Below are 20,947 nucleotides of genomic sequence, written 5' to 3'. Positions count from 1 at the left end.
AGGCTGCGAAAGCGGTGGGTCAGGCAACAGAGGTTTCGCCTGTGCCACCGTTTTCGCAGCGATGCGGCGACCCGACAAGCCAGCTCCCACATTTTGAACTGTGTACACCTGCACCAAACTGCAAACCCAATCCCCTGTGGGAGCTGTCGAGCTTTAGCGAGGCTGCGAAAGCGGTGGGTCAGGCAACAGAGGTTTCGCCTGTGCCACCGTTTTCGCAGCGATGCGGCGACCCGACAAGCCAGCTCCCACATTTTGAACGGTGTACACCTGCACCAACCTGCAAACCCAATCCCCTGTGGGAGATGTGGAGCTTTGGCGAGGCTGCGAAAGCGGTGGGTCAGGCGACAGAGATTTCGCCTGTGCCGCAGCTATCGCAGGCAAGCCAGCTCCCACATTTTGAACTGTGTACACCTGCACCAAACTGCAAACCCAATCCCCTGTGGGAGCTGTCGAGCTTTGGCGAGGCTGCGAAAGCGGTGGGTCAGGCGACAGAGATTTCGCCTGTGCCGCAGCTATCGCAGGCAAGCCAGCTCCCACATTTTGAACTGTGTACACCTGCACCAAACTGCAAACCCAATCCCCTGTGGGAGCTGTCGAGCTTTGGCGAGGCTGCGAAAGCGGTGGGTCAGGCGACAGAGATTTCGCCTGTGCCGCAGCTATCGCAGGCAAGCCAGCTCCCACATTTTGAACTGTGTACACCTGCACTAACCTGCAAACCCAATCCCCTGTGGGAGCTGTCGAGCTTTAGCGAGGCTGCGAAAGCGGTGGGTCAGGCGACAGAGATTTCGCCTGTGCCGCAGCTATCGCAGGCAAGCCAGCTCCCACATTTGAAAGGGTTCACAATTCAAAATGTGGGAGCTGGCGGCATTCGCACAAGAGTCGTCGCCTGACACAGCGCAATCACACCGCCAGTCGATGCACCTCAATCACCAACCCCTCATCCTCACTCGGCACGCAAAAGTGACGAGTAATCAGGTCGAACTCAGCGTCAGTCGCCGCAAAATCATGCTCGCCGCGGGCATTCCTGGCATGCAGCCGGGCGCGGCACGTGGCGTCGTCCAGTTCCAGGTAATGCAGGCAGTGCGGCACCTGGGCCGTTTGCGCCAGGCCGCGCAGCCATTCGCGGTTGGCCAGGGTGTTGGCCGGAAAATCCAGCACCACGTTGACCCCCGATTGCAGCAGGCGGATCACCAGCGGCCCCAGCACGCCGCGAATACGTTGGGCGCTGCGCACGTAGTCCGCAATGGCGAGGATTTCCCCCGGATAGAGCTGTGCCAACCAATGGTCTTCGCTGAGCACAATGGCGGCGTGTTCGGCAGCGAGGCGGTTGGCGAGCGTGGATTTACCGGAGGCGATCTTGCCGCAGAGCAGGTGCAGGGTAGGCATGGGGACGCTTCCTTGTGTCGGTCACAGAGCATGCCCGGCGACGCGTGGCCGGGCAACACTCTTCAATCCCTGGACTTTGCTCAAGCAGCCATTGGGAGCGCAGTGCGTCCTCAGGCACTGAGAGCGGTGGCGCCAGCCGCTGATCGACTACCACGTCAAAGCCAGCGATAACAAAAACAAGGGCTATCACGAGTTCGACGCGAAGAACCACCCCGACGGCTGGAATATGCGGGTGTCGCTGGTCATTCCCCTGAATGGCAAGAAATGACCGCCCTCACGCCGTGCGCCGCTGCCAGTGCGCATAGAACGCCAAGGACGCGACGTTCTTGTCCTTGGCCTCCAGCATGATGTCGAACCGATCGAGAAACTGCAGCGCGTAGTCATTGGTCCAGCGGTTCCACATCTGCGCGCTGTGGCCGTAAAGGTCGCGCTTGGACACCACCTGCATCAGCGCGTCCATCTCCAGTTTGTGTTCGGCGTCGAAACCCAGCGTTTGCAAGCTCTCCTGCGGCTGGGAGTAATGCATCGTCGGGCGCACCCCGCGCCAACTGTCGATGACCCGCGCGACCCGTTCCGAGTGGGGGTCGATGTAGTCGTTTTCGTTGATCCAGCAGTGGTGGATATCCAGCACCACCGGCGCCAGGTCGGCGACTTGCAGGCAGTGGTCGAGGCCGTAGGTCTTTTCGTCGTTCTCGAAGGTGATGCAGTTGCGCGCCACTTGCGACAAGCGCGCCCACACCGCACGCGTGCCCTCCACACCCAGGCGGCCGGCGATGTGCACGTTGCACTTGAGGTCCTGGAACTGCCGGCCATAGCCCATCATGCGGATCATGTCGGCGTGGTATTCGAATTCGGCCAGGCTGTTTTCCACCACGCCGGGGTTTTCCGAGCCGAGCACGCAATATTGCCCAGGGTGAAACGACAGGCGGATATCCGACGCCCGCGCCAGCTCGCCGATGGCAGCAAACCCCTCGATCAACTGCTGCGCGATGGCCGGGTCCTGGTACACCGCGGCGACTTTCGGGTGGCTGTAGAACGGCAACAAGTCGCTGCTCAGGCGCAGCATGCGCAAGGTCGGCGGCAGCCCGGCAACGTAGCGCAGCAGGTGCAATTGCGCGGCAAGGTTATGGGTGACCACTTCCACCAGCTTGGCGCGGGCCACTTGGGGCGTGACCCCGTCCATCCAGCGCAGGGTGGTGGTACGCGGGTTGTACGGGCCTTCGATCAACTTCAGGGCACTGGCCGAGAGCAGGCGTTCGGGATGCTTGTATTGGCATGCAAAGCCGATGCGTGGATGAGTCATGGGAGTGCCTGGCGGGGATATAAAAGAGGGATGATACGGGGTTAGGCGCGAGGCAATTCAAGAGGTTCAGTGCGTTTTTACGCGGGCAACGCGTTAGATGCCTTCCCGCGCTGCCGGCAGCGCGGGAAGTTGCGCATTAAAGATCAGTGATCTCCTTGTGGCGTGGCACCAGCGTCTTCATCACGCTCCAGGCCACCAGGTACGCCAGCGCACAGATCGCGAACATGATCATGTAGCCGGTGTGGATATCGTTGATCGACTTGTAGTAGTCGAACACCCAACCGCCAATCTTGGTCATCACCACGCCGCCCAGGCCACCGGCCATGCCGCCAATGCCGACCACCGAGGCCACGGTTTTCTGCGGGAACATGTCGGACACGGTGGTGAAGATATTGCACGACCACGCCTGGTGCGCTGAAGCACCCACGCCGATCAGTAACACTGGCACCCAGAAGCTGATATAGCCCAACGGCTGCGCCAGCAGCACCACCAGCGGGAACAGCGCGATGATCAACATCGCCTTCATGCGCCCGTCATATGGCGCGTCGCCCCGGGCCATGAAGTAGCTGGGGAACCAGCCGCCACCGATGCTGCCGACCATGGTCATGCTGTACAGCACCGCCAGTGGCATCACGATATCGGCGCCTTTCATGCCGTATTGCGCCGCCAGGTACGTGGGCAGCCAGAACAGGAAGAACCACCACACACCGTCGGTCATGAACTTGCCGAAGGCAAATGCCCACGTCTGACGGTAGGTCAGCAGCTTGAACCACGAGACTTTTTTCTCCACGGCTCCGGTAGGCGCCGGGGTGAACGGCTGTACGGTCTCGTCACTGCGAATGTAGGCCAGTTCCGCCGCCGACAGGCGCTTCTGCTGCTCGGGTTTCTCGTAGAGCGCGATCCACACCGCCACCCACACAAAACCCAGCGCACCAATCACGATAAACGCCGCTTCCCAGCCCCACAGGCCTGCGATCAACGGCACGCAAATCGGCGCCAGGATCGCACCGACGTTGGCCCCGGAGTTGAAAATGCCGGTGGCGAATGAGCGTTCTTTCTTGGGGAAATACTCCGCCGTGGCCTTGATCGCAATCGGAAAGTTACCCGCCTCGCCAATCGCCAATACCGCACGGGACAACATGAAACCGGCAATCGACACCGGAATCACCGCCAAGCCAATCGCCCCGCTGACGGCGGCGATGCCCTCGCCCATCGGCACTGAGAACGCATGCATGATGGCGCCCGTGGACCAGATGCCAATCGCCACCACATAGGCGGTCTTGGTGCCGATCTTATCGACCAGGCGCCCGGCAAACAGCATGGAGATGGCGTAGACAAACTGGAACACCGCCGCGATGTTCGCGTAGTCGGTGTTGCTCCAGCCAAATTGCGTGGACAGCTGTGGCGCCAGGAGGCTGAGCACCTGGCGGTCGAGGTAGTTGACGGTGGTGGCAAAGAACAGCATCGCGCAGATGGTCCAGCGATAGTTGCCTACCGCTTGGCCAACGCGCTGGGCGTTGATGGGCTCGTTCAAGTTCATGGCATCACTTTTTTATTTTTGTTAGGTAGGACATACGTTACGTCATATGTCGTCGTACAACTGTGACTTTTATAGCGGGCGCCCTACGGGCTGTCAATCTGAAAGATTGCGGTTTATTGAGGTATGTGATGCGCCGGGCAAAATCAGTTGTAGGATGACAATACCTATTAACCAAGCACCGCTGAATTGTGGGAGCTGGCTTGCCTGCGATAACGGTGGGTCAGCCTCAGATTTCTCACTGACAGACCGCCATCGCAGGCAAGCCAGCTCCCACCTTGTTTTTGCGCAAGACAATAAAAAATGCGCCATCGGGTGAATTATTTCGTGTCCGCTTGTATCTGACCTTTCAGAGCGGTGCCATCGCGGCGATGGCACCTCCCCTGTTCAGATTTAGAGTGGCCCCCATGAAAGCTCGCAAGAAACGCGTCAACCCCATCGGATTGAAAGACATCACCATTGTCGATGACACCAAGATGCGCAAGGCGATCACCGCCGCCGCATTGGGCAATGCCATGGAATGGTTCGACTTTGGCGTCTACGGGTTCGTCGCCTACGTGCTCGGCAAAGTGTTCTTCCCCGACGCCTCCCCCAGCGTGCAGATGATTGCCGCACTGGGTACCTTCTCCGTGCCGTTCCTGATCCGCCCGCTGGGTGGCCTGTTCTTTGGTGCGCTCGGCGATAAATACGGACGGCAGAAAGTCCTCGCCGCCACCATCGTGATCATGTCCCTGAGCACCTTTGCCATCGGCCTGATCCCCGGGTACGCCACAATTGGCATCTGGGCACCGATCCTGCTGTTGCTGTGCAAAATGGCCCAGGGTTTCTCGGTGGGGGGTGAATACACCGGCGCATCGATCTTTGTTGCCGAATACGCACCGGACCGCAAGCGTGGCTTCCTTGGCAGTTGGCTCGACTTCGGCTCCATCGCCGGTTTTGTCCTTGGCGCGGGCGTGGTGGTCTTGATCTCCAGCGTGCTGGGCGAAGAACAATTTGAAGCGTGGGGCTGGCGCCTGCCGTTCTTCCTCGCCCTGCCCCTGGGCATTATCGGCCTGTACCTGCGCCACGCCCTGGAAGAAACCCCGGCGTTCCAGCAGCACATGGACAAGCTCGAACAAGGCGACCGCGAAGGCCTCAGCCACGGCCCCAAAGTGTCCTTCAAGGAAGTCGCGACCAAGCACTGGCGCAGCCTGTTGACCTGCATCGGCATCGTCGCCGCGACCAACGTGACGTACTACATGCTGCTCACCTACATGCCGAGCTACCTGTCCCATAACCTGCATTACAAAGAAAACAGCGGCGTGCTGATCATCATCGCCATCATGGTCGGCATGCTGTTCGTGCAACCGTTCATTGGTTTTGTCAGCGACAAGATCGGCCGCAAGCCCTTCATCATCGCCGGCAGCATCGGCCTGTTGGTGTTGTCCATCCCGGCCTTCATGCTGATCACCAGCGGCAAGATCGGCCTGATCTTCGCCGGGCTGCTGATCCTGGCCATCGTGCTCAACTTCTTTATCGGCGTCATGGCCTCGACCCTGCCGGCGATGTTCCCCACCCACCTGCGCTACAGCGCGCTGGCCAGTGCCTTCAACGTCTCGGTACTGATCGCCGGCCTCACCCCTACGGCTGTGGCCTGGCTGGTGGAAAGCACCAACGACCTGTACATGCCCGCCTACTACCTGATGGTATTTGCCGTGGTCGGCCTGATCACCGGCCTGACCATGAAGGAAACCGCCAACAAACCCCTGCGCGGCGCAGCACCGGCGGCGTCGGACATGGCCGAAGCCAAGGAGTTGTTGCAGGAACATCACGACAATATCGAGCAGAAGATCGAAGACATCGATGCCGAGATTGCCGAACTGGAAGCCAAGCGCGAGAACCTGGTGCAGCAGCATCCGCGGATCAACTAAGCCGATCGGCACAATCAAAAGTGACCAGCGTGAACCCCCACCTGTGGCGAGGGAGCTTGCTCCCGCTGGAGTGCGCAGCGCTCCCAAAATCTTGGGGCCGCTACGCAGCCCAGCGGGAGCAAGCTCCCTCGCCACAGGTACATCGCTCTTTCTGAACGGGTAGATGTCTGGGTTTGCCCTACCTGAAAAACTGACTCGGCGTCTTGCCAAACTGCTTCTTGAACATGCTGGTAAAGGCGCTGGGGCTTTCATAGCCCAGCTCCAGCGCCACGTCGATAATCTTCTCCCCCACCGCAATGCGCTCCAGCGCCAGCAACAAGCGCGCCTGCTGGCGCCATTGGCCGAAGGTCATGGCGGTCTCCTTGCGGAACAGGCGCTGGATGGTCTTCTGGTCCAGGCCCAGGCGTTCACTCCAATCGGCCACGGTGGAGGCATCGCCCGGGTCGTCCTGCAACGCCGCGCAGATCTGCTGGATACGCGGGTCAGCCGGCTGCGGCAAGGACAGCGGCAAGGCCGGCAGCAACGCGAGTTCATCGAGGATCAGGTGCATGATCCGCGCATCCCGCGAGTCTTCGGCATACGGCGGTTTCAGGCTCACCGACGCCTTGATCAGTTCACTCAACAACGGCGAGATACTCACCGCCTTGGTTTCACTCGGCAAGTTGGGGAACACATCGGGGCGCACGAACACGCTGCGCATTTTCAACGCCCCTACGCACCGCAGCGAGTGAACCTGCCCGCAGGGCATCCAGAACCCACGGTTGGACGGCACCGTCCATTGGCTTTGCGCCGAGTGCACCACCATCACGCCTTCGATGGCGTAGAGTAATTGGTGCTTCTCGTGACTGTGCTCGGGGATCACCCAGTTCTCGGGGTAGTCAGTGGCCGAACTGATCACTGCCCAGTCGCCTTCGTCGATTTCCTGTAGAAATTTATCCAGTGATTTGATCATTTCGCCCTTTTTGCGATGATTGTTGCCCGAATTTCGCGAGACAGGCATTTTTCGCAAATCTAGCATGAACACCGAATCATTTTGAAATAGATGGCGAGCCCAAGTACTCGCCACCCTGTATGGAATGCCTGCATGTCGACCCTGACCGCTTCACCCGCTGCTGCTGCCACCGCCACGCCCCACGCCAGCCCCTTGGTCATGCGCATTCTCGGCGCCTGTGCCCTGGCGCACCTGATCAATGACCTGATCCAGGCCGTACTGCCGTCGATCTACCCGATGCTCAAGGCCAACTACGGCCTGAGTTTTGCCCAGGTCGGCCTGATTACCCTGACCTTCCAGCTGACCGCCTCCCTGCTGCAACCGTGGATCGGCTACCACACCGACCGCCATCCCAAACCGTGGCTGCTGCCCGCCGGCATGGTCTGCACCTTGATCGGCATCCTGATGCTGGCGTTTGTCGGCAGCTTCCCGGCGATCCTGCTCGCCGCAGGCCTGGTGGGCGTGGGTTCCTCGACCTTCCACCCGGAAACCTCGCGCGTTGCGCGCCTGGCCTCCGGCGGTCGCTTTGGCCTGGCGCAATCGACCTTCCAGGTCGGCGGCAACACCGGCAGCGCCCTCGGCCCGTTGCTCGCGGCGGCGATCATCATTCCCTACGGCCAGGGCCATGTCGCCTGGTTCGGCCTGTTTGCGGTGTTTGCCATTCTGGTGCTCTACGGTTTGAGCCGCTGGTATCGCAACCACCTCAGCCTGTTCAAGCTCAAGCAAGGCGGCAAAGCCACCCATGGCTTGTCCAAGGGCCGCGTGACCTTTGCCTTGGTGGTGTTGGCCGTGCTGGTGTTTTCCAAGTACTTCTACATGTCCAGCCTCACCAGCTACTTCACCTTCTACCTGATCGAGAAGTTCCACCTGTCGGTCGCCAGCTCGCAGATGTACCTGTTCCTGTTCCTCGGTGCAGTGGCTGTGGGCACCTTTGCCGGCGGGCCGATTGGCGACAAGATCGGCCGCAAGAAAGTCATCTGGTTCTCGATCCTCGGCGCCGCGCCGTTCACCCTCGCCCTGCCCTACGTCGATCTGTTCTGGACCGCCGTGCTCAGCGTGGTGATCGGCTTTATCCTCGCCTCGGCCTTCTCCGCCATCGTGGTGTTCGCCCAGGAGCTGGTGCCCGGCAACGTCGGCATGATCGCCGGGATCTTCTTCGGCCTGATGTTCGGCTTCAGCGGGATTGGCGCCGCGCTGCTCGGGTTGCTCGCGGATAACCACGGCATCGAGTATGTCTACAAGCTGTGTTCGTTCCTGCCGCTGGTGGGCATCCTGACAATATTGCTGCCGTCCACCAAGGGCGTCTGACCTGCCACTCATCGGCTGGCGCAATGCCATGACGATGAGTGTTCTGAAAACCTGCGTGTGCGCTTACAATCCCGGTTTAAACGCACACCAGGCAGACCCGGCAAGACATGACGCTCGACCCTCCTACGATTTTGGCCCTCACCGTGGCCCTGGCCGCTGCGGCTGCCCTGTACCTGGCCGTTGAATGGCGCAGCGTGCGCGAACCGTCGCTGCTGTGCTGGAGCGCCGGTTTCGCGACCATCAGCATCGGCTCCACCCTCGCCTTGCTGCGCAGCAGCGGCTTCTTGATGATCGGCATCTGGTTCGCCAATGGCTTGCTGGTGATCGCCCACTTCCTGTTTTTGCTCGGCGTGGCGCGGTTTACCCAGGCGCGGCTGTCGCGGTGGTGGCTGCTGATGCCCGTCGTGTGGCTCGGCATGTTGCTATTGCCGGCCGACTTGCCGTGGTCCAAAGCCATGCTGGCGGTGCAGTCCCTGTTGGTGGCGGCACCGACCTTATGTGCCAGCAGCCTGCTGCGGCCCCACGGCAAGTCATTGAGCATCGGCGCGGTGCAACTGCGCTATGTACTGCTGATCCACGGCTCGTTCTACGTGGCCAAGGCGCTGTCGGTGTTGATCCCCGGCACCTTGATCGACCTGGCGGCGTTCAAGGGCGAGATCATCCAGGTGTCGTTGGTGGAAGGCGCGATGGCGATCATGCTGATCGCCTTGTCGATGACCGGCTCGGAGCGCTATCGCCGCGAACAGCAAATCGCCCGCCTCGCCGCCCGCGACCCGCTGACCGCCCTCTACAACCGCCGCGCCCTGGACCTGCGGGCACCGCGCTTGCTGGCCCAGGTGTCCCCGGCCCGTCCGGGCGCGCTGCTGTTGATCGACATCGACAACTTCAAGCCGGTGAATGACCTTTACGGCCACATTGCCGGCGACCGCCTGCTGATCGCCTTGAGCGAGATGATCCGCGCGGTAGTGCCCCGTGGCGCATTGGTCGCGCGCTTGGGTGGCGACGAATTTGTGATCCTGCTGCACCCGGCTTCCACCGAGCAAATCGTCGACCTCGGCAGCCGCCTGCGCGGGCAATTTTTTCAATTCACCGCGCAAACCTTTGCGACCCCGACAGCGGTGACCCTGAGCATCGGCGCCAACCTGTTCGACCAGCCGCCGGCAAGCCTGACGGAGTTGATCGAACAAGGGGACACCGCGCTGTATGAAACCAAGCGCGGTGGGCGTGACAGCATTCGGTTGGTGGATCGGACTGGAGCGAATTCGTTTGGCTAATCGTCGCTGAGGGTGATTTTCACCGTACAGCGACCCCATCTGCACCATCCCTACCTATCCAGCTGACTTTTCCTAAGTGATGGCCGGAAGCGTCCGACTGTACTTCGAATATCCAAATTATCAGGGTAACTGCGCAATAAACGCACGTTTACTGACTGCATAAAAAGGACATTTTGAATGAGTGACGGACACTTCATTGGCTTGGGTGACAAAACCACCTGCGGCGGGAAAGTCCTGGATGGCGACCCCAGCATAAACATCTATGGCCTCCTCCACGCCTGTGAGGGAGACCGCGTGACCTGTGGAAAGCACCCGGGCATATATAAAATACTCGGCGGTATTTCACACATGAACAGCCATGGCAGGCTGATGGCTGGCACGCTGGACAGCTTCAGCAGTTGCCCCTGCCGAGCCAGATTCATTCCCTCGATCTACACGGCGATCTACCGCAACGAAAGCTACGAACGGCCGGCCATGAGACGCGCCGCTGAACCGGCGCCAGTGGCTCAGGCCCGCAGTTCGGCGGCACAGAATCAGTCGACGTACCGTCCTTCGAGTCATTGGACGCCCTCTGCGCTTAACCGCCCACAAGGTGTAGAACCCGGCTTCTATATCGTGCCCCAAAGCACGACCCGCGACGCTTTGGAGGCCACGTTATTTCCAACGCCAGACCCAGCGGTAATGGCCAAGTTCCGAACGCTCAACCCTCGAACAGACAACGTTAAAGCCGGCTCATTGATCGTGCTTGGCGACCCAAACAATTTTCAATGCAGCAAAGAAGAAAACCAGTTACTGGAAGCCGCGGCACTTACCCATGACGCTATAAACCCGCTTAGTGCAGCCGATGCGGACTTCATGATGCGCCATCGCGAGCAGATCCAAAGCTTCCTGGCCCACAGTTCAACCGCTATCGGAGCGGGTGAAACCATGCTCGCGAGGAACCTGGATAATTTGAAAACAATCTTGCAGGACATCGAGGCACTGCACCAAAAAGCATTCCTCAAGGACGGACACTTGCGATCACCGGAATTCTTCGCCGAACGCAAAAACCTGCTGGCCCGGCTTGATACCCACCTCACCGCCCTGACCCGCAGAAGCGCCGGCATTCCGGACCATCCCCATCTGAAAACCGCGCTGGGAATATCAAGCCGCAGCCTTGTTCATCGGTGGTCGCAGGCCGGGGCGCCGGGCCAGATACCTGGTTACGCGACCCACATCCAACAGTTGGCGAAAGCTTCGACGGTGATCAAACAGGGAGGCTGGGTCGGTACAGCGATTGGGGGTGGGGCTTCTTATATGAAGGTGAAAAACGTGTGTTCTGCGGGTAACCAAGAAGCCTGCGAGAAGATCAAGTTTTCGGAAACAGGTAGTTTTGTCGGGTCGCTAGGTGGTGGTGCCTGGGCGGGTGCGGCACTATCAAGTGCTGTCGTCGGTGGCCTGTGTGTCGGGTTGGGTGTACCAACCGTAGGGATAGCTCCTTTGGTATGCGGCCTCGTCGTGGTTGGCGCAGGCTCTGTCGCAGGAGGCACCATGGGCGGCGCATTTGGCGGGTGGGTAGGCGAGAAAATCTACGAGGCCGCTGAATGACGCTGAGCACGAGCGATACAGTTCTTTTGACCATTGCGCTAGTCGACTTTGCCGGGATTTTCCTTTGTATTGGCATCTGCCTGCACCTGGCTTATACCCAAGCAGACGTGATGCTGGAACACCTCAAAAACAGTCCGGCAATCATGACTTGGGCACCGATCCTACACGCCGGCCCCTGGGGAAAACTGATGTTCATAGGCGGCGTTTGCGGGCTCATCACGTTCCCAAGCTACCAACTCAGAAAAGGTCAATTGAGCGCTGAAGACTTAGCGGGTTTCCCCGCCGCCCTCAAACGCAAATTGGCATTTTTGCAGTGGTCCATGATCGGCCTCTTGCTGGTCATGATGACCTTTGGCATAGCCATTAAGCTCGGATTGATCTAACCGCGACTCGTAACGCTGTGGGAAATGGGGGCCGTCCCCATTTCCCGGTCGTCGCAGTTGGAACTGCCTCCGCCACCGCCGGAGCTGTAGGTGGGGCAACGGGTGAACGGATAGGGGAAAAGATTTATGAGGTGGTTAAATGAGCCTGAGCATAGGCGACAAGGTGTTTTTGGTTATTGCCTTGGCAGATTTTGCCGGCATTTTTCTATGGCTTGGTATTTGTCTGCACCTTGCCTATACAAAAATGGACCTCATCCTGGAACACCTGAAAAACAGTTCGATAGTCGCATTTTGGGCGACTTTTCGGTACGGGGGGCCATGGGGGAAATTGCTGGTGATCGGTAGCATTTCTGGAATCGTCACATTTCCAAAGCGCCACATCAAAAGAGGTATGTTGAGCACCGAAGATCTCGCGGGCTTTCCGGTCGCGCTCAAACTTAAACTCGTGCGTCTGCAATGGAGCGCGCTCGGGCTGATAGCGGTCATGATGACCTTTGGCATAGCCATTAAGCTCGGATTGATTTAACCGCGACTCGTAACGCCGGGGGGAACGGGGGCGTCCCCATTCCCCCACCAACGCCTACCGCTAGAGATCGTAACTCACCGCCACACTCCGCCCACTCTTCACCGACTCCAACGCGCAGTCCGCCAGGTGCAACGCGTACAAGCCGTCGCGCATGGAGGTGGGCAGCGGCTGGCCACTGTTCAGCGCATCGATGAACTGCGTCAGCTCATTGCGATAGGCATCCGCATACCGCTCCAGAAAGAAATGCTGCAACGGCTCCAGCGCCTCGGTGTGCTCGGCGCTCCAGTGGCGCAAGGTGCTGGGCCGATGGTTGTCGGTGAGCAGTACGCCGCTGGCGCCGGACACTTCGACACGCTGGTCGTAGCCATACACCGCCTGGCGGCAGCAGTTGATATGGCATTGCTTGCCCGAGGCGGTGCGCAGCAGCACCATCACGCTGTCGTAATCGTCGATCTCGGCCAGGCTGGGGTCCACCAGGCGGCTGGCGATGGCGCTGACTTCCACCGGTTCTTCGCCGAGCAGATGGCGGGCGGTGTCGAAGTCGTGGATGGTCATGTCGCGCAGGATGCCGCCGGAGTGGGCCAGGTAGTCACGCGGGGCCAGGCCGGGGTCGCGGCTGGTGATGATTACTTGGCGCACGGCGCCGATCTGCCCGGCATCCAGGGCTTGGCGCAGGCGCAGCATGTCGGGGTCGAAACGCCGGTTGAAGCCGAGCATCACCTGGCCGCCCTGGCGCTCCACGGCCTTTGCTGCGCTGCGAGCCTTGGCGATATCGAGGTCGATGGGTTTCTCGCAGAGCACCGCCTTGCCCGAAGACACCGCTGCCAGCAGCAGGTCGATATGGGTGTCGGTGGGTGTGCCGATGACCACCGCGTCGATATCGTCACGGCTGAGCACGGCGGCGCAATCGTAAGCCGCCTCGCAGCCCAATTGCGTGCTTAGCGCATCGACCCCCTCACGCCAGGGATCGGCCACCAGCACCAGCGTGGCATTCGGGTGGGCGGCGACGTTGGCGGCATGGATCTTGGCGATGCGCCCGGCACCTAGAACGGCGATTCGTAGCATGGTGAACACTCCTGGTTTTGTTGTTGGGGAGAGATTCAGTCCGGCAGGTTGAACGGCGTGACGATCTGCACCTGTGACGGCGCAATCGGCCCGGCCTTCCACAGCCGATGAAATTGCAGGATGTGCAGGAACACGCTGCGCGCGTCGATCTGCAGGTTGTGGTCGATGATCGCGGCGACTTTCTCTTCGCGCAGCAACTGACGGTTTTCTTCGTCGAGGTCGTGGCCGATAAACACGTCCAGCGGGCGTTCGAGGGCGGCGAAGGCATCGACAATCGCGCGGTTGCCGCCGCCGACGCTGTACACCGCCTTCAGCTCCGGATGGTGTTTCAGTGCCTGGGTCACGCGCTCGAAGGTGCGCTCGTAAACGCCATAACCGCCACTCACATCCAGCACCCGCAGGTGCGGCGCACGCCCACGCAGCCAGGCGCGAAAGCCCATCTCGCGTTCTTCCTCGCCACGGAACAGTTCGCTGCCGATCACCACGGCGACGTCCTGGGCCAACGCCGGCAGCCAGCGCGACATCAGGTACGCCGCGGTCTGCCCGGCGGTGCGGTTGTCCATGCCGACGTAGCCGATGCGCTCGCTTTGCGGCAGGTCCGTCACCAGGGTTATCACCGGAATGCCCGCCGCGATCAGTTGCTTGACCGCCTGGTTCACCGCCGGCTCGTCGGCGGCCTTGAGCACCACGCCCTGGCTGCCGGTGTCGAGGCAGCGCAGCAGTTGGTCGTGCATGGCCTGGGGTTCGATCTCCTCGAACAGGTGAAAACGCGGGGCAATCCGAAACGGCGCCAGGCTGGCCAGTTGCGCGACGATGGCCGCTTGCACCGCTGCACTGAAGCGCTTGGGCGTGTGCATGACCACGTCCACATGAAAGGTGCGGCCCACCGCCAGGCCGTTTTTCTCCTGGGACTCCAGCTCATCCAGCGCCTGCTCGATGCGCCGCCGCGTCTGCGCATGCACGCTGCCGCGTTGGTGCAGCACACGATCGACCGTGGCTTTGCTCACACCCGCCTGGATCGCGAGTTGCTTGATGGAGAAGTGTTTTGCGCGTTCGAGCATGGGGTTTGCCTGAGGTGTTTTTGAGGTCTTATTTGGGCGTTACTGAGGTTTCGCAATGCTAGTCTCAGTTTTGCCCTGCGTCGAGCCGGGCGATGCACAACAACAAAAATCAGGAGAACTGCATGCCTAACACCGATCTCGCCACCACGTTCAGCGGCCAATACTTTGTTGTCACCGGCAGCACCCAGGGCCTGGGCGCCGCCGTCGCGCATACCCTGGCGCGGCGTGGCGCCGCCGGCCTGATCATCTGCGGGCGCCGCCGCGCCCAGGGCGAGGAACAGGTGCGGCAGTTGGCCCAGCTCGATTGCCAGGCGTTTTTCGTCGAGGCCGACCTGGAGAAGGTCGAGGATTGCCGGGCGATTATCGACGCGGCACGCACCCACTTCGGCACCTTGCACGGCTTGGTGAACTGCGCCGGCATGTCGGATCGCGGCACCATCCTCGACACCTCGCCGGAGCTGTTCGACAAGCTGTTTGCGGTGAATGTGCGGGCGCCGTTTTTCCTCATGCAGGAAGCGTTGAAGCTGATGATCAGTAAAGGTGTGGAAGGCGCCGTGGTGAATATCCAGAGCGTCACCGGGCATGGTGGGCAATCGTTTTTGAGCGCGTATGCGGCGTCCAAGGGCGCGCTGGCGATCCTCACCAAGAACGTCGCGTTCAGTGCGCTGCGCAACCGTATCCGCGTGAACGGCTTGAATATCGGCTGGATGGACACGCCCCACGAAGATGACATCCAGCGCCAGTACCACGGCGCCCAGGACGGTTGGCTGGCAGAGGCCGAACGCGCACAGCCGTTCGGGCGCCTGCTCAAGCCGGAGGAAGTGGCGCGCAGCGTGGCGTTTTTGCTGTCCAGCGAATCGGGGATGATGACCGGCTCGGTGATCGACCTGGAACAAGGCGTGGTCGGCTGCACCGACGGTGGCAGCCCGCAACCGCACCAGGCCTTGAGCCTGCCAGGGGGTGTGTGATGTCGGCGTTTGTCGGCGCTGAGGCCGTACGCCTGGCGGATTTCAGCCAGCTTTGCGCGCAACGGGCGCACGCCGAGGATTACCCGCTGTGCCAGGAAGTGCTGAGCAATGTGCCGATCTATCAGGCCCAGACCCTGCGCAACAGCGACCGCCGCAGCGTGATGAATGAACTGCACCGGCTGTTCCGTGACGGGCCGGGGGTAATGGTGGTACGCCGGGCCTATGAAGATCTGGAAGTGGTGGACCGGCACAGCCAGGTGTTCGAGGCGATCTTTGCCAATGAGGCCGCCCAAGGCGTGGCCGCCGACCACTTTGCCAAGGCAGGCAGCAACGGGCGCATCTGGAATTCGTTGCAGAAAGCCGCGTTGCAGTCGCCCGAATCGTTTGTCGAGTACTACGCCAACCCGCTGCTGGGGCTGATTGCCGAAGCGTGGCTGGGGCCGAGTTTTCAGGTCACGGCGCAGGTCAACGTGGTGCATCCCGGCGGCCAGGCGCAGCAGCCGCACCGGGATTATCACCTGGGTTTCCAGACCGACGATGTGGTGGAACGTTTCCCCCTGCCCTTGCATGTGCTGTCGCAGTATCTGACGCTGCAAGGCGCGGTGGCCCACACGGACATGCCACTGGAAACCGGGCCGACCCAGTTGCTGCCGTTCTCCCAGCAATACGCCCTGGGTTACCTGGCGTGGCGCCGCGAAGAGTTTATCGACTACTTCCAGCAACACGCTGTGCAGTTGCCGCTGAACAAGGGCGACCTGTTGTTTTTCAACCCGGCGCTGTTCCACGCCGCCGGCACCAACCGCACCGCCGACCGCCAGCGCATGGCCAACCTGCTGCAAATTTCCTCGGCGTTCGGCAAACCCATGGAAGCCCTCGACCGCGACCGCATGATGCTCGCGGTGTACCCGGCGCTGCTGGCCAATCCGTCCCTGGACGCCGAGGCCGTGGTCGCTTGCACGGCGGACGGTTATTCCTTCCCCACCAACCTCGACACCGACCCACCGCTCAAAGGCCTCGCGCCACAAACCGGGCAACAACTGATGCAACAGGCACTCAGCGAACGCTGGCCGCCCGCTGACTTTGCGGCGGCGGTGGCGCAGATGCGCGCCAAACGCCAGGCCTGAATCACCCCTGCTTTAACAACAATAACAACGGAGCAAAACCATGAAAAAGCACCTCCTTGCAGCACTGTTTACCCTCGCTGTCACGCCGTGGGCGCTGGCCGATATCCGTATCGGCGTGAGCATCGCCCAGGTCGACGATGTATTCCTCGCGCAGATGCGCGACTACATGGCCGCCCACGCCAAGGAATTGCCCGGGGTGACCCTGCAATTCGAAGATGCCCAGGGCGATGTGGTGCGCCAGCTCAACCAGGTGCAGAACTTCACCGCCCAGGGCATGGACGCGATCATCGTCAACCCGGTGGACACTGCGGCCACGGCGAAGATGAGCACCAACGCCCAGCAGGCCAAGACCCCGCTGGTCTACGTCAACCGCCGCCCGGATGCCCAGCAATTGCCGCCGGGCGTGGGTTATGTGGGCTCGGATGAGGTCAAGGCCGGGGAGATCCAGATGCGCTATCTGGCCGAGAAAATGGGCGGCAAAGGCAACCTGGCGATCATGCTCGGGCTGCTGTCCAACAACGCCACCCACAACCGCACGCTGGGGGTGAAGACTGTGCTCAAGGAGTACCCGGACATCAAGATCGTCGAAGAACAAACCGCGGAATGGCAGCGCAACAAGGCGATCGACCTGATGAACAACTGGATCGTTTCCGGGCGCAAGATCGACGCAGTGGCGGCGAACGCCGATGAAATGGCGATTGGCGCCGCCATGGCCATCAGCCAGGCTGGCATGCAACCGGGCAAGGACATCCTCGTGGCCGGCAGCGACGGTGGCCCAGCTGGGTTGGATGCGGTGAAAAAGGGCCAACTGCTGGTGACGGTGTACCAGGACAACAAGGGGCAGGCGGTAGGCTCGATTGATCTGGCGGTGAAGATGGTGAAGAAGGAGCCGTACACGGCTGAACTGACGATTCCTTATCAGCAGATCACGAAGGACAACTACCAGGCGTTCCTCAACCCATAGCCCCCGAAGCTCCCACATCTTGATCTGTGAACCCTATCAACTGTGGGAGCTGGCTTGCCTGCGATGGCGGCGGCGCAGACAACATCTCTACCACCAGTGCCGCCGCCTTCGTAGCCTCGCTAAAGCTCGACAACTCCCACATTTGATCGGTGGTGCTCCCCACAATCCTGGCGCCGAGGCCGAACAGGCATGCCACACCCACGCCATAGGCCAGTGTGCGCCAGGGTTGCCATCCCAGCAGATACGCCAAGGTGTGCACCACCCGCGACAAGGTGAAAACACCGAACAACCACAGGGTCGCGGCGCTGTCACTCTCCAACGCCACACATAACCCGCCCAACACAAAAAACAGCGGAATGTTTTCCACATCATTCACCCACGCCTTCGCGGCCCTGCCGACTTGCGGCAGCTCCTCGCACTGCGCGCTGCGATTGAAAAAAGCCGCATCCTCACGATTGGTAAACGCCCGCTCCCGTATACGGAAATATCCCTGATAACAGGAAATCGCGAACATCTTCAGGCACAACACCAGCACGCACACCGCATAGACCGGTAAAAGATCATTCATCCCTGAACCCCTTCACCACGATGTAAAGCAGCGGCCCCACCGACACAAACACCGCCGTCAGCAAAAAATACGGCAGCACCGAACGCAGCGGCCGCCCTCGCCCACGCGCATCCCGGTACATCCACACACAGGCCAGGACCGCCATCAAGTACAGGTCGATCACCACCTGGGCCGTGTCCGGTCGCGACAGCAACTCTCGCCCAAACGCCAGCAGCGACTGCTCCGCCGTCAGCATCGTGAACAGGGTATACAGGGTAAATCCGAGCAAAGCGGCCAGGGCTATGTAGGGTCGTTGCATGGTCTTGTCCTTGGAATGATGGAGGCCCACGTTAGTGATAAGGTTGCGCCCCTCGCAATGACCTCGGAGGTCATGAACAGCCCATGGACAACCCACCTAGCGCCGGCGAACAGCTGCGCCAATTGCGCCGCCAGGCCAAGCTCAGCCAACTCGACCTGGCCTTGATCACTGGGGTTTCCCAGCGCCATCTCAGTTGCCTCGAAACCGGCCGCGCCAAACCCAGCCCGGGCACGCTGCACAATCTGCTGACGGCACTGGAGACGCCGCTGGAGCAGTGCAACCGTGTGTTCCTCGCCGCCGGCTTCGCCCCGCGCTACAGCGCCACGCCGCTTGACGCTCCGGCGATGACGGCGATTCGCGAAGCGGTCAGCCATGTGTTGCACGCCAACAATCCCGCGCCGGCGATCCTGCTGGGCAGCCAGTGGGAGGTGTTGGCTGCCAACGCGAGTACCGCCGTATTGTTTGGCTTGGTGGGCATCCCGCCTGATGCGGCCGCGGGCCTGAACCTGCTGGGCACCCTGTTGCAACCCGGTGGCCTTGGCGATCACCTGATCAATGCCGAAGAGATCCGCACACTCGCTTGGCAACGCGCTACCCGCGAGGCATTGGGCAATCCCGGGCTGGCAGCATTACTCGCAGATTTGCCAGCGCCAACGGGCAGCGAACTGCCCCGGGAAATGCCGCCGCTGGTGCTGACCCGCATCCGCTCATGCCAGGGCGAGCTGAACTTCCTGTCCACCTTCACCACCTTTGGCATGCCCCAGGACATCACCCTCACCTCCCTGCGCATCGAACATCTGATTCCGGCTGACGCACACACCTGGCAGATAATGCGCGCCGCCTATGCGGATTATTCGGCGCTGGTTTTGTGAAATATCTGTACGTAGACTGCCGCCATACCCCCACTTGAAGGCGGCGAAAAAAACGTGATGCAAGTAACCGAAGTCTCCATTGCCCAATTGCGCGCTGCGCTGGAATCCGGCCAGACCACGGCCGTTGAACTGGTCCAGGCTTACCTGGCGCGGATCGAAGCCTATGACGGCCCGCAGACCGCGACCGCGTTGAACGCCGTGGTCGTGCGTAACCCGCAAGCCCTTGAAGAAGCCCAGGCGTCCGATGCGCGCCGGGCCAAGGGCGCAACCCTGGGGCCATTGGATGGCATTCCGTACACCGCCAAAGACAGCTACTTGGTCAAGGGCCTGACGGCTGCATCCGGCAGCCCGGCCTTTGCCAAACTCGTTGCACACCGCGATGCGTTCACCATCGAGCGCCTACGCGCCGGTGGCGCGATCTGCCTGGGCAAGACCAATATGCCGCCGATGGCCAACGGCGGCATGCAACGCGGCGTGTATGGCCGCGCCGAAAGCCCCTACAACGCCAACTACCTGACCGCACCGTTTGCCTCTGGCTCGTCCAACGGTGCCGGTACTGCCACCGCTGCGAGCTTTGCGGCGTTCGGCCTGGCGGAAGAAACCTGGTCCAGCGGGCGCGGTCCGGCGTCCAACAATGGCCTGTGTGCCTACACCCCGTCCCGAGGGGTGATTTCGGTGCGTGGCAACTGGCCGCTAACGCCGACCATGGACGTGGTGGTGCCCTACGCGCGCACCATGGCTGACTTGCTGGAAGTGCTCGACGTGGTGGTCGCCGAAGACCCCGACACCCGTGGCGACCTGTGGCGCCTGCAACCCTGGGTGCCGATCCCGAGCGTCGCTTCGGTACGCCCCGCGTCCTACGCGGAACTGGCGGTGGACGCCGCCTCCCTGGCCGGCAAACGCTTCGGCGTGCCGCGCATGTACATCAACGCCGACGCCGACGCCGGCACCAGCGATAAACCCGGCATCGGGGGCCCGACCGGGCAAAAAATCAACACCCGCGCCACGGTAATCGACCTGTGGCAGGCCGCGCGCCAAACCCTGGAAGCGGCCGGTGCCGAAGTTATCGAAGTGGATTTCCCGCTGGTGTCCAACTGCGAAGGCGACCGCCCCGGTGCACCGACGGTGTTTACCCGTGGCCTGGTGTCCAAGGAATTCCTCCACGATGAGCTGTGGGAATTGTCCGCGTGGGCCTTCGACGATTTCCTGCGTGCCAACGGCGACCCAAGCCTCAACCGCCTGGCGGATGTGGACGGGCCGAAAATCTTCCCGCACGACCCCGGCACCTTGCCGAACCGTGAAGACGACCTTGCCGCCGGCATGGACGAGTACGTGCGCATGGCCGAGCGTGGCATCACCCCGTGGAACGAAATCAGCACCGTGCCCGACGGCCTGCGCGGCCTGGAGCAAACCCGGCGGCTGGACCTGGAAGACTGGATGGACAACCTCGGCCTCGACGCCGTGCTGTTCCCCACCGTGGCCGATGTGGGCCCGGCGGATGCGGATGTGAACGAAGCGTCGGCGGATATTGCCTGGAGTAATGGCATCTGGGTGGCCAACGGCAACCTTGCGATCCGCCACCTGGGCGTACCGACGGTCACCGTGCCAATGGGCGTGATGGCGGACATTGGCATGCCGATCGGCCTGACGTTTGCCGGGCGTGCCTATGACGATTCGGCGTTGCTGCGCTTTGCGGCGGCGTTTGAAGCGACGGGCAGCAAACGCCAGGTTCCGCCGCGTACGCCGCCGTTGCCAACAGCCTAAACGCGGTCAAAATTGTGGGAGCGGGCTTGCTCGCGAAAGCGGTGTGTCAGTCGATACT

General features: G+C 61.3%; 19 protein-coding genes and 1 pseudogene. 12 read left to right on the top strand and 8 right to left on the bottom strand.

Annotation, left to right across the window (positions count from 1 at the left end; genetic code table 11):
- A partial coding sequence (locus ACZRMO_RS24225; protein ID WP_463974471.1) for a hypothetical protein occupies window positions 1–890 on the top strand: 890 nt, incomplete at its 5' end.
- Window positions 891–900: 10 nt separating this feature from the next.
- Here ACZRMO_RS24225 and ACZRMO_RS24220 read toward each other — a convergent pair.
- The 3 genes from ACZRMO_RS24220 to ACZRMO_RS24210 form a co-directional block, all read right to left on the bottom strand.
- A complete protein-coding gene (locus ACZRMO_RS24220; protein ID WP_463974470.1) occupies window positions 901–1,386 on the bottom strand; it encodes a P-loop nucleotide/nucleoside kinase family protein in 486 nt (161 codons plus the stop codon).
- A gap of 274 nt (window positions 1,387–1,660) precedes the next feature.
- The gene (locus tag ACZRMO_RS24215) at window positions 1,661–2,689 is read right to left on the bottom strand and encodes a UV damage endonuclease UvsE (RefSeq protein ID WP_463974469.1); all 1,029 of its coding nucleotides are present in this window, start codon (window positions 2,687–2,689) and stop codon (window positions 1,661–1,663) included.
- 136 nt (window positions 2,690–2,825) lie between these two features.
- Entirely contained in the window at window positions 2,826–4,229 is a 1,404-nt protein-coding gene (locus tag ACZRMO_RS24210) for an MFS transporter (RefSeq protein WP_124527581.1), read from the bottom strand.
- A gap of 404 nt (window positions 4,230–4,633) precedes the next feature.
- On the opposite strand from ACZRMO_RS24210, the gene proP reads away from it, so the two are divergent.
- Window positions 4,634–6,136 carry a glycine betaine/L-proline transporter ProP gene (gene proP, locus ACZRMO_RS24205; RefSeq protein WP_463974468.1) on the top strand — a complete coding sequence of 501 codons (1,503 nt, stop codon included), beginning with the start codon at window positions 4,634–4,636 and terminating at the stop codon, window positions 6,134–6,136.
- A gap of 178 nt (window positions 6,137–6,314) precedes the next feature.
- Here proP and ACZRMO_RS24200 read toward each other — a convergent pair whose 3' ends face one another.
- Window positions 6,315–7,136, bottom strand: a complete 822-nt coding sequence (locus tag ACZRMO_RS24200) for an AraC family transcriptional regulator (protein ID WP_463974467.1) — start codon at window positions 7,134–7,136, stop codon at window positions 6,315–6,317.
- An 84-nt stretch (window positions 7,137–7,220) separates the two neighbouring features.
- On the opposite strand from ACZRMO_RS24200, the gene ACZRMO_RS24195 reads away from it, so the two are divergent.
- The 5 genes from ACZRMO_RS24195 to ACZRMO_RS24175 all read left to right on the top strand — a co-directional run bounded on the left by ACZRMO_RS24195 (window position 7,221) and on the right by ACZRMO_RS24175 (window position 12,205).
- On the top strand, window positions 7,221–8,435 hold the full coding sequence (locus ACZRMO_RS24195) for an MFS transporter (protein WP_463974466.1): 1,215 nt from the start codon (window positions 7,221–7,223) through the stop codon (window positions 8,433–8,435).
- Between the two features lie 107 nt (window positions 8,436–8,542).
- Entirely contained in the window at window positions 8,543–9,709 is a 1,167-nt protein-coding gene (locus ACZRMO_RS24190) for a GGDEF domain-containing protein (protein WP_463974465.1), read from the top strand.
- Between the two features lie 177 nt (window positions 9,710–9,886).
- The gene (locus ACZRMO_RS24185; RefSeq protein ID WP_463974464.1) at window positions 9,887–11,296 is read left to right on the top strand and encodes a PAAR domain-containing protein; all 1,410 of its coding nucleotides are present in this window, start codon (window positions 9,887–9,889) and stop codon (window positions 11,294–11,296) included.
- The gene (locus ACZRMO_RS24180; RefSeq protein ID WP_124527574.1) at window positions 11,293–11,679 is read left to right on the top strand and encodes a hypothetical protein; all 387 of its coding nucleotides are present in this window, start codon (window positions 11,293–11,295) and stop codon (window positions 11,677–11,679) included. Before ACZRMO_RS24185 ends, ACZRMO_RS24180 begins: the two co-directional genes overlap by 4 nt.
- A 139-nt stretch (window positions 11,680–11,818) precedes the next feature.
- A complete protein-coding gene (locus ACZRMO_RS24175; protein WP_463974463.1) occupies window positions 11,819–12,205 on the top strand; it encodes a hypothetical protein in 387 nt (128 codons plus the stop codon).
- A gap of 60 nt (window positions 12,206–12,265) precedes the next feature.
- Here the strand turns inward: ACZRMO_RS24175 and iolG are convergent, their stop codons facing one another.
- Window positions 12,266–13,270, bottom strand: a complete 1,005-nt coding sequence (iolG, locus tag ACZRMO_RS24170) for an inositol 2-dehydrogenase (protein ID WP_463974462.1) — start codon at window positions 13,268–13,270, stop codon at window positions 12,266–12,268.
- Between the two features lie 35 nt (window positions 13,271–13,305).
- Window positions 13,306–14,331 (bottom strand): LacI family DNA-binding transcriptional regulator, encoded by a 1,026-nt coding sequence (locus tag ACZRMO_RS24165; RefSeq protein WP_463974461.1) that lies wholly within the window; start codon window positions 14,329–14,331, stop codon window positions 13,306–13,308.
- Between the two features lie 122 nt (window positions 14,332–14,453).
- Here ACZRMO_RS24165 and ACZRMO_RS24160 point away from each other — a divergent pair, with 122 nt between their 5' ends.
- The 3 genes from ACZRMO_RS24160 to ACZRMO_RS24150 are packed head-to-tail and all read left to right on the top strand — an operon-like array spanning window position 14,454 to window position 17,387.
- On the top strand, window positions 14,454–15,299 hold the full coding sequence (locus tag ACZRMO_RS24160; protein ID WP_463974460.1) for an SDR family oxidoreductase: 846 nt from the start codon (window positions 14,454–14,456) through the stop codon (window positions 15,297–15,299).
- Window positions 15,299–16,423, top strand: coding sequence for a phytanoyl-CoA dioxygenase family protein (locus ACZRMO_RS24155; RefSeq protein WP_463974459.1), 1,125 nt, complete (start codon window positions 15,299–15,301; stop codon window positions 16,421–16,423). The genes ACZRMO_RS24160 and ACZRMO_RS24155 overlap by 1 nt, the downstream gene beginning before the upstream one ends.
- Before the next feature lie 40 nt (window positions 16,424–16,463).
- Window positions 16,464–17,387: a sugar ABC transporter substrate-binding protein gene (locus ACZRMO_RS24150; protein WP_124527568.1), complete on the top strand. Its 924-nt coding sequence runs from the start codon at window positions 16,464–16,466 to the stop codon at window positions 17,385–17,387.
- Window positions 17,388–17,544: 157 nt separating this feature from the next.
- Here the strand turns inward: ACZRMO_RS24150 and ACZRMO_RS24145 are convergent.
- Window positions 17,545–17,955: pseudogene (locus tag ACZRMO_RS24145) on the bottom strand (MAPEG family protein); the annotation flags it as partial.
- Window positions 17,948–18,253 carry a DUF2834 domain-containing protein gene (locus tag ACZRMO_RS24140; RefSeq protein ID WP_463974458.1) on the bottom strand — a complete coding sequence of 102 codons (306 nt, stop codon included), beginning with the start codon at window positions 18,251–18,253 and terminating at the stop codon, window positions 17,948–17,950. The gene ACZRMO_RS24140 and the pseudogene ACZRMO_RS24145, both read right to left, overlap by 8 nt.
- 83 nt (window positions 18,254–18,336) lie before the next feature.
- Between ACZRMO_RS24140 and ACZRMO_RS24135 the strand changes: the two genes are divergently transcribed.
- Both ACZRMO_RS24135 and ACZRMO_RS24130 read left to right on the top strand, forming a co-directional pair.
- Entirely contained in the window at window positions 18,337–19,125 is a 789-nt protein-coding gene (locus ACZRMO_RS24135) for a helix-turn-helix domain-containing protein (RefSeq protein WP_463974457.1), read from the top strand.
- A 54-nt stretch (window positions 19,126–19,179) separates the two neighbouring features.
- Window positions 19,180–20,889 (top strand): amidase, encoded by a 1,710-nt coding sequence (locus ACZRMO_RS24130; protein ID WP_463974456.1) that lies wholly within the window; start codon window positions 19,180–19,182, stop codon window positions 20,887–20,889.
- Window positions 20,890–20,947: the final 58 nt, after the last annotated feature.

It is taken from the genome of Pseudomonas sp. B611, assembly GCF_055407965.1.
Note: the sequence above shows the minus strand (reverse complement) of the source record. Positions and strands in the feature narration are given on the sequence as shown.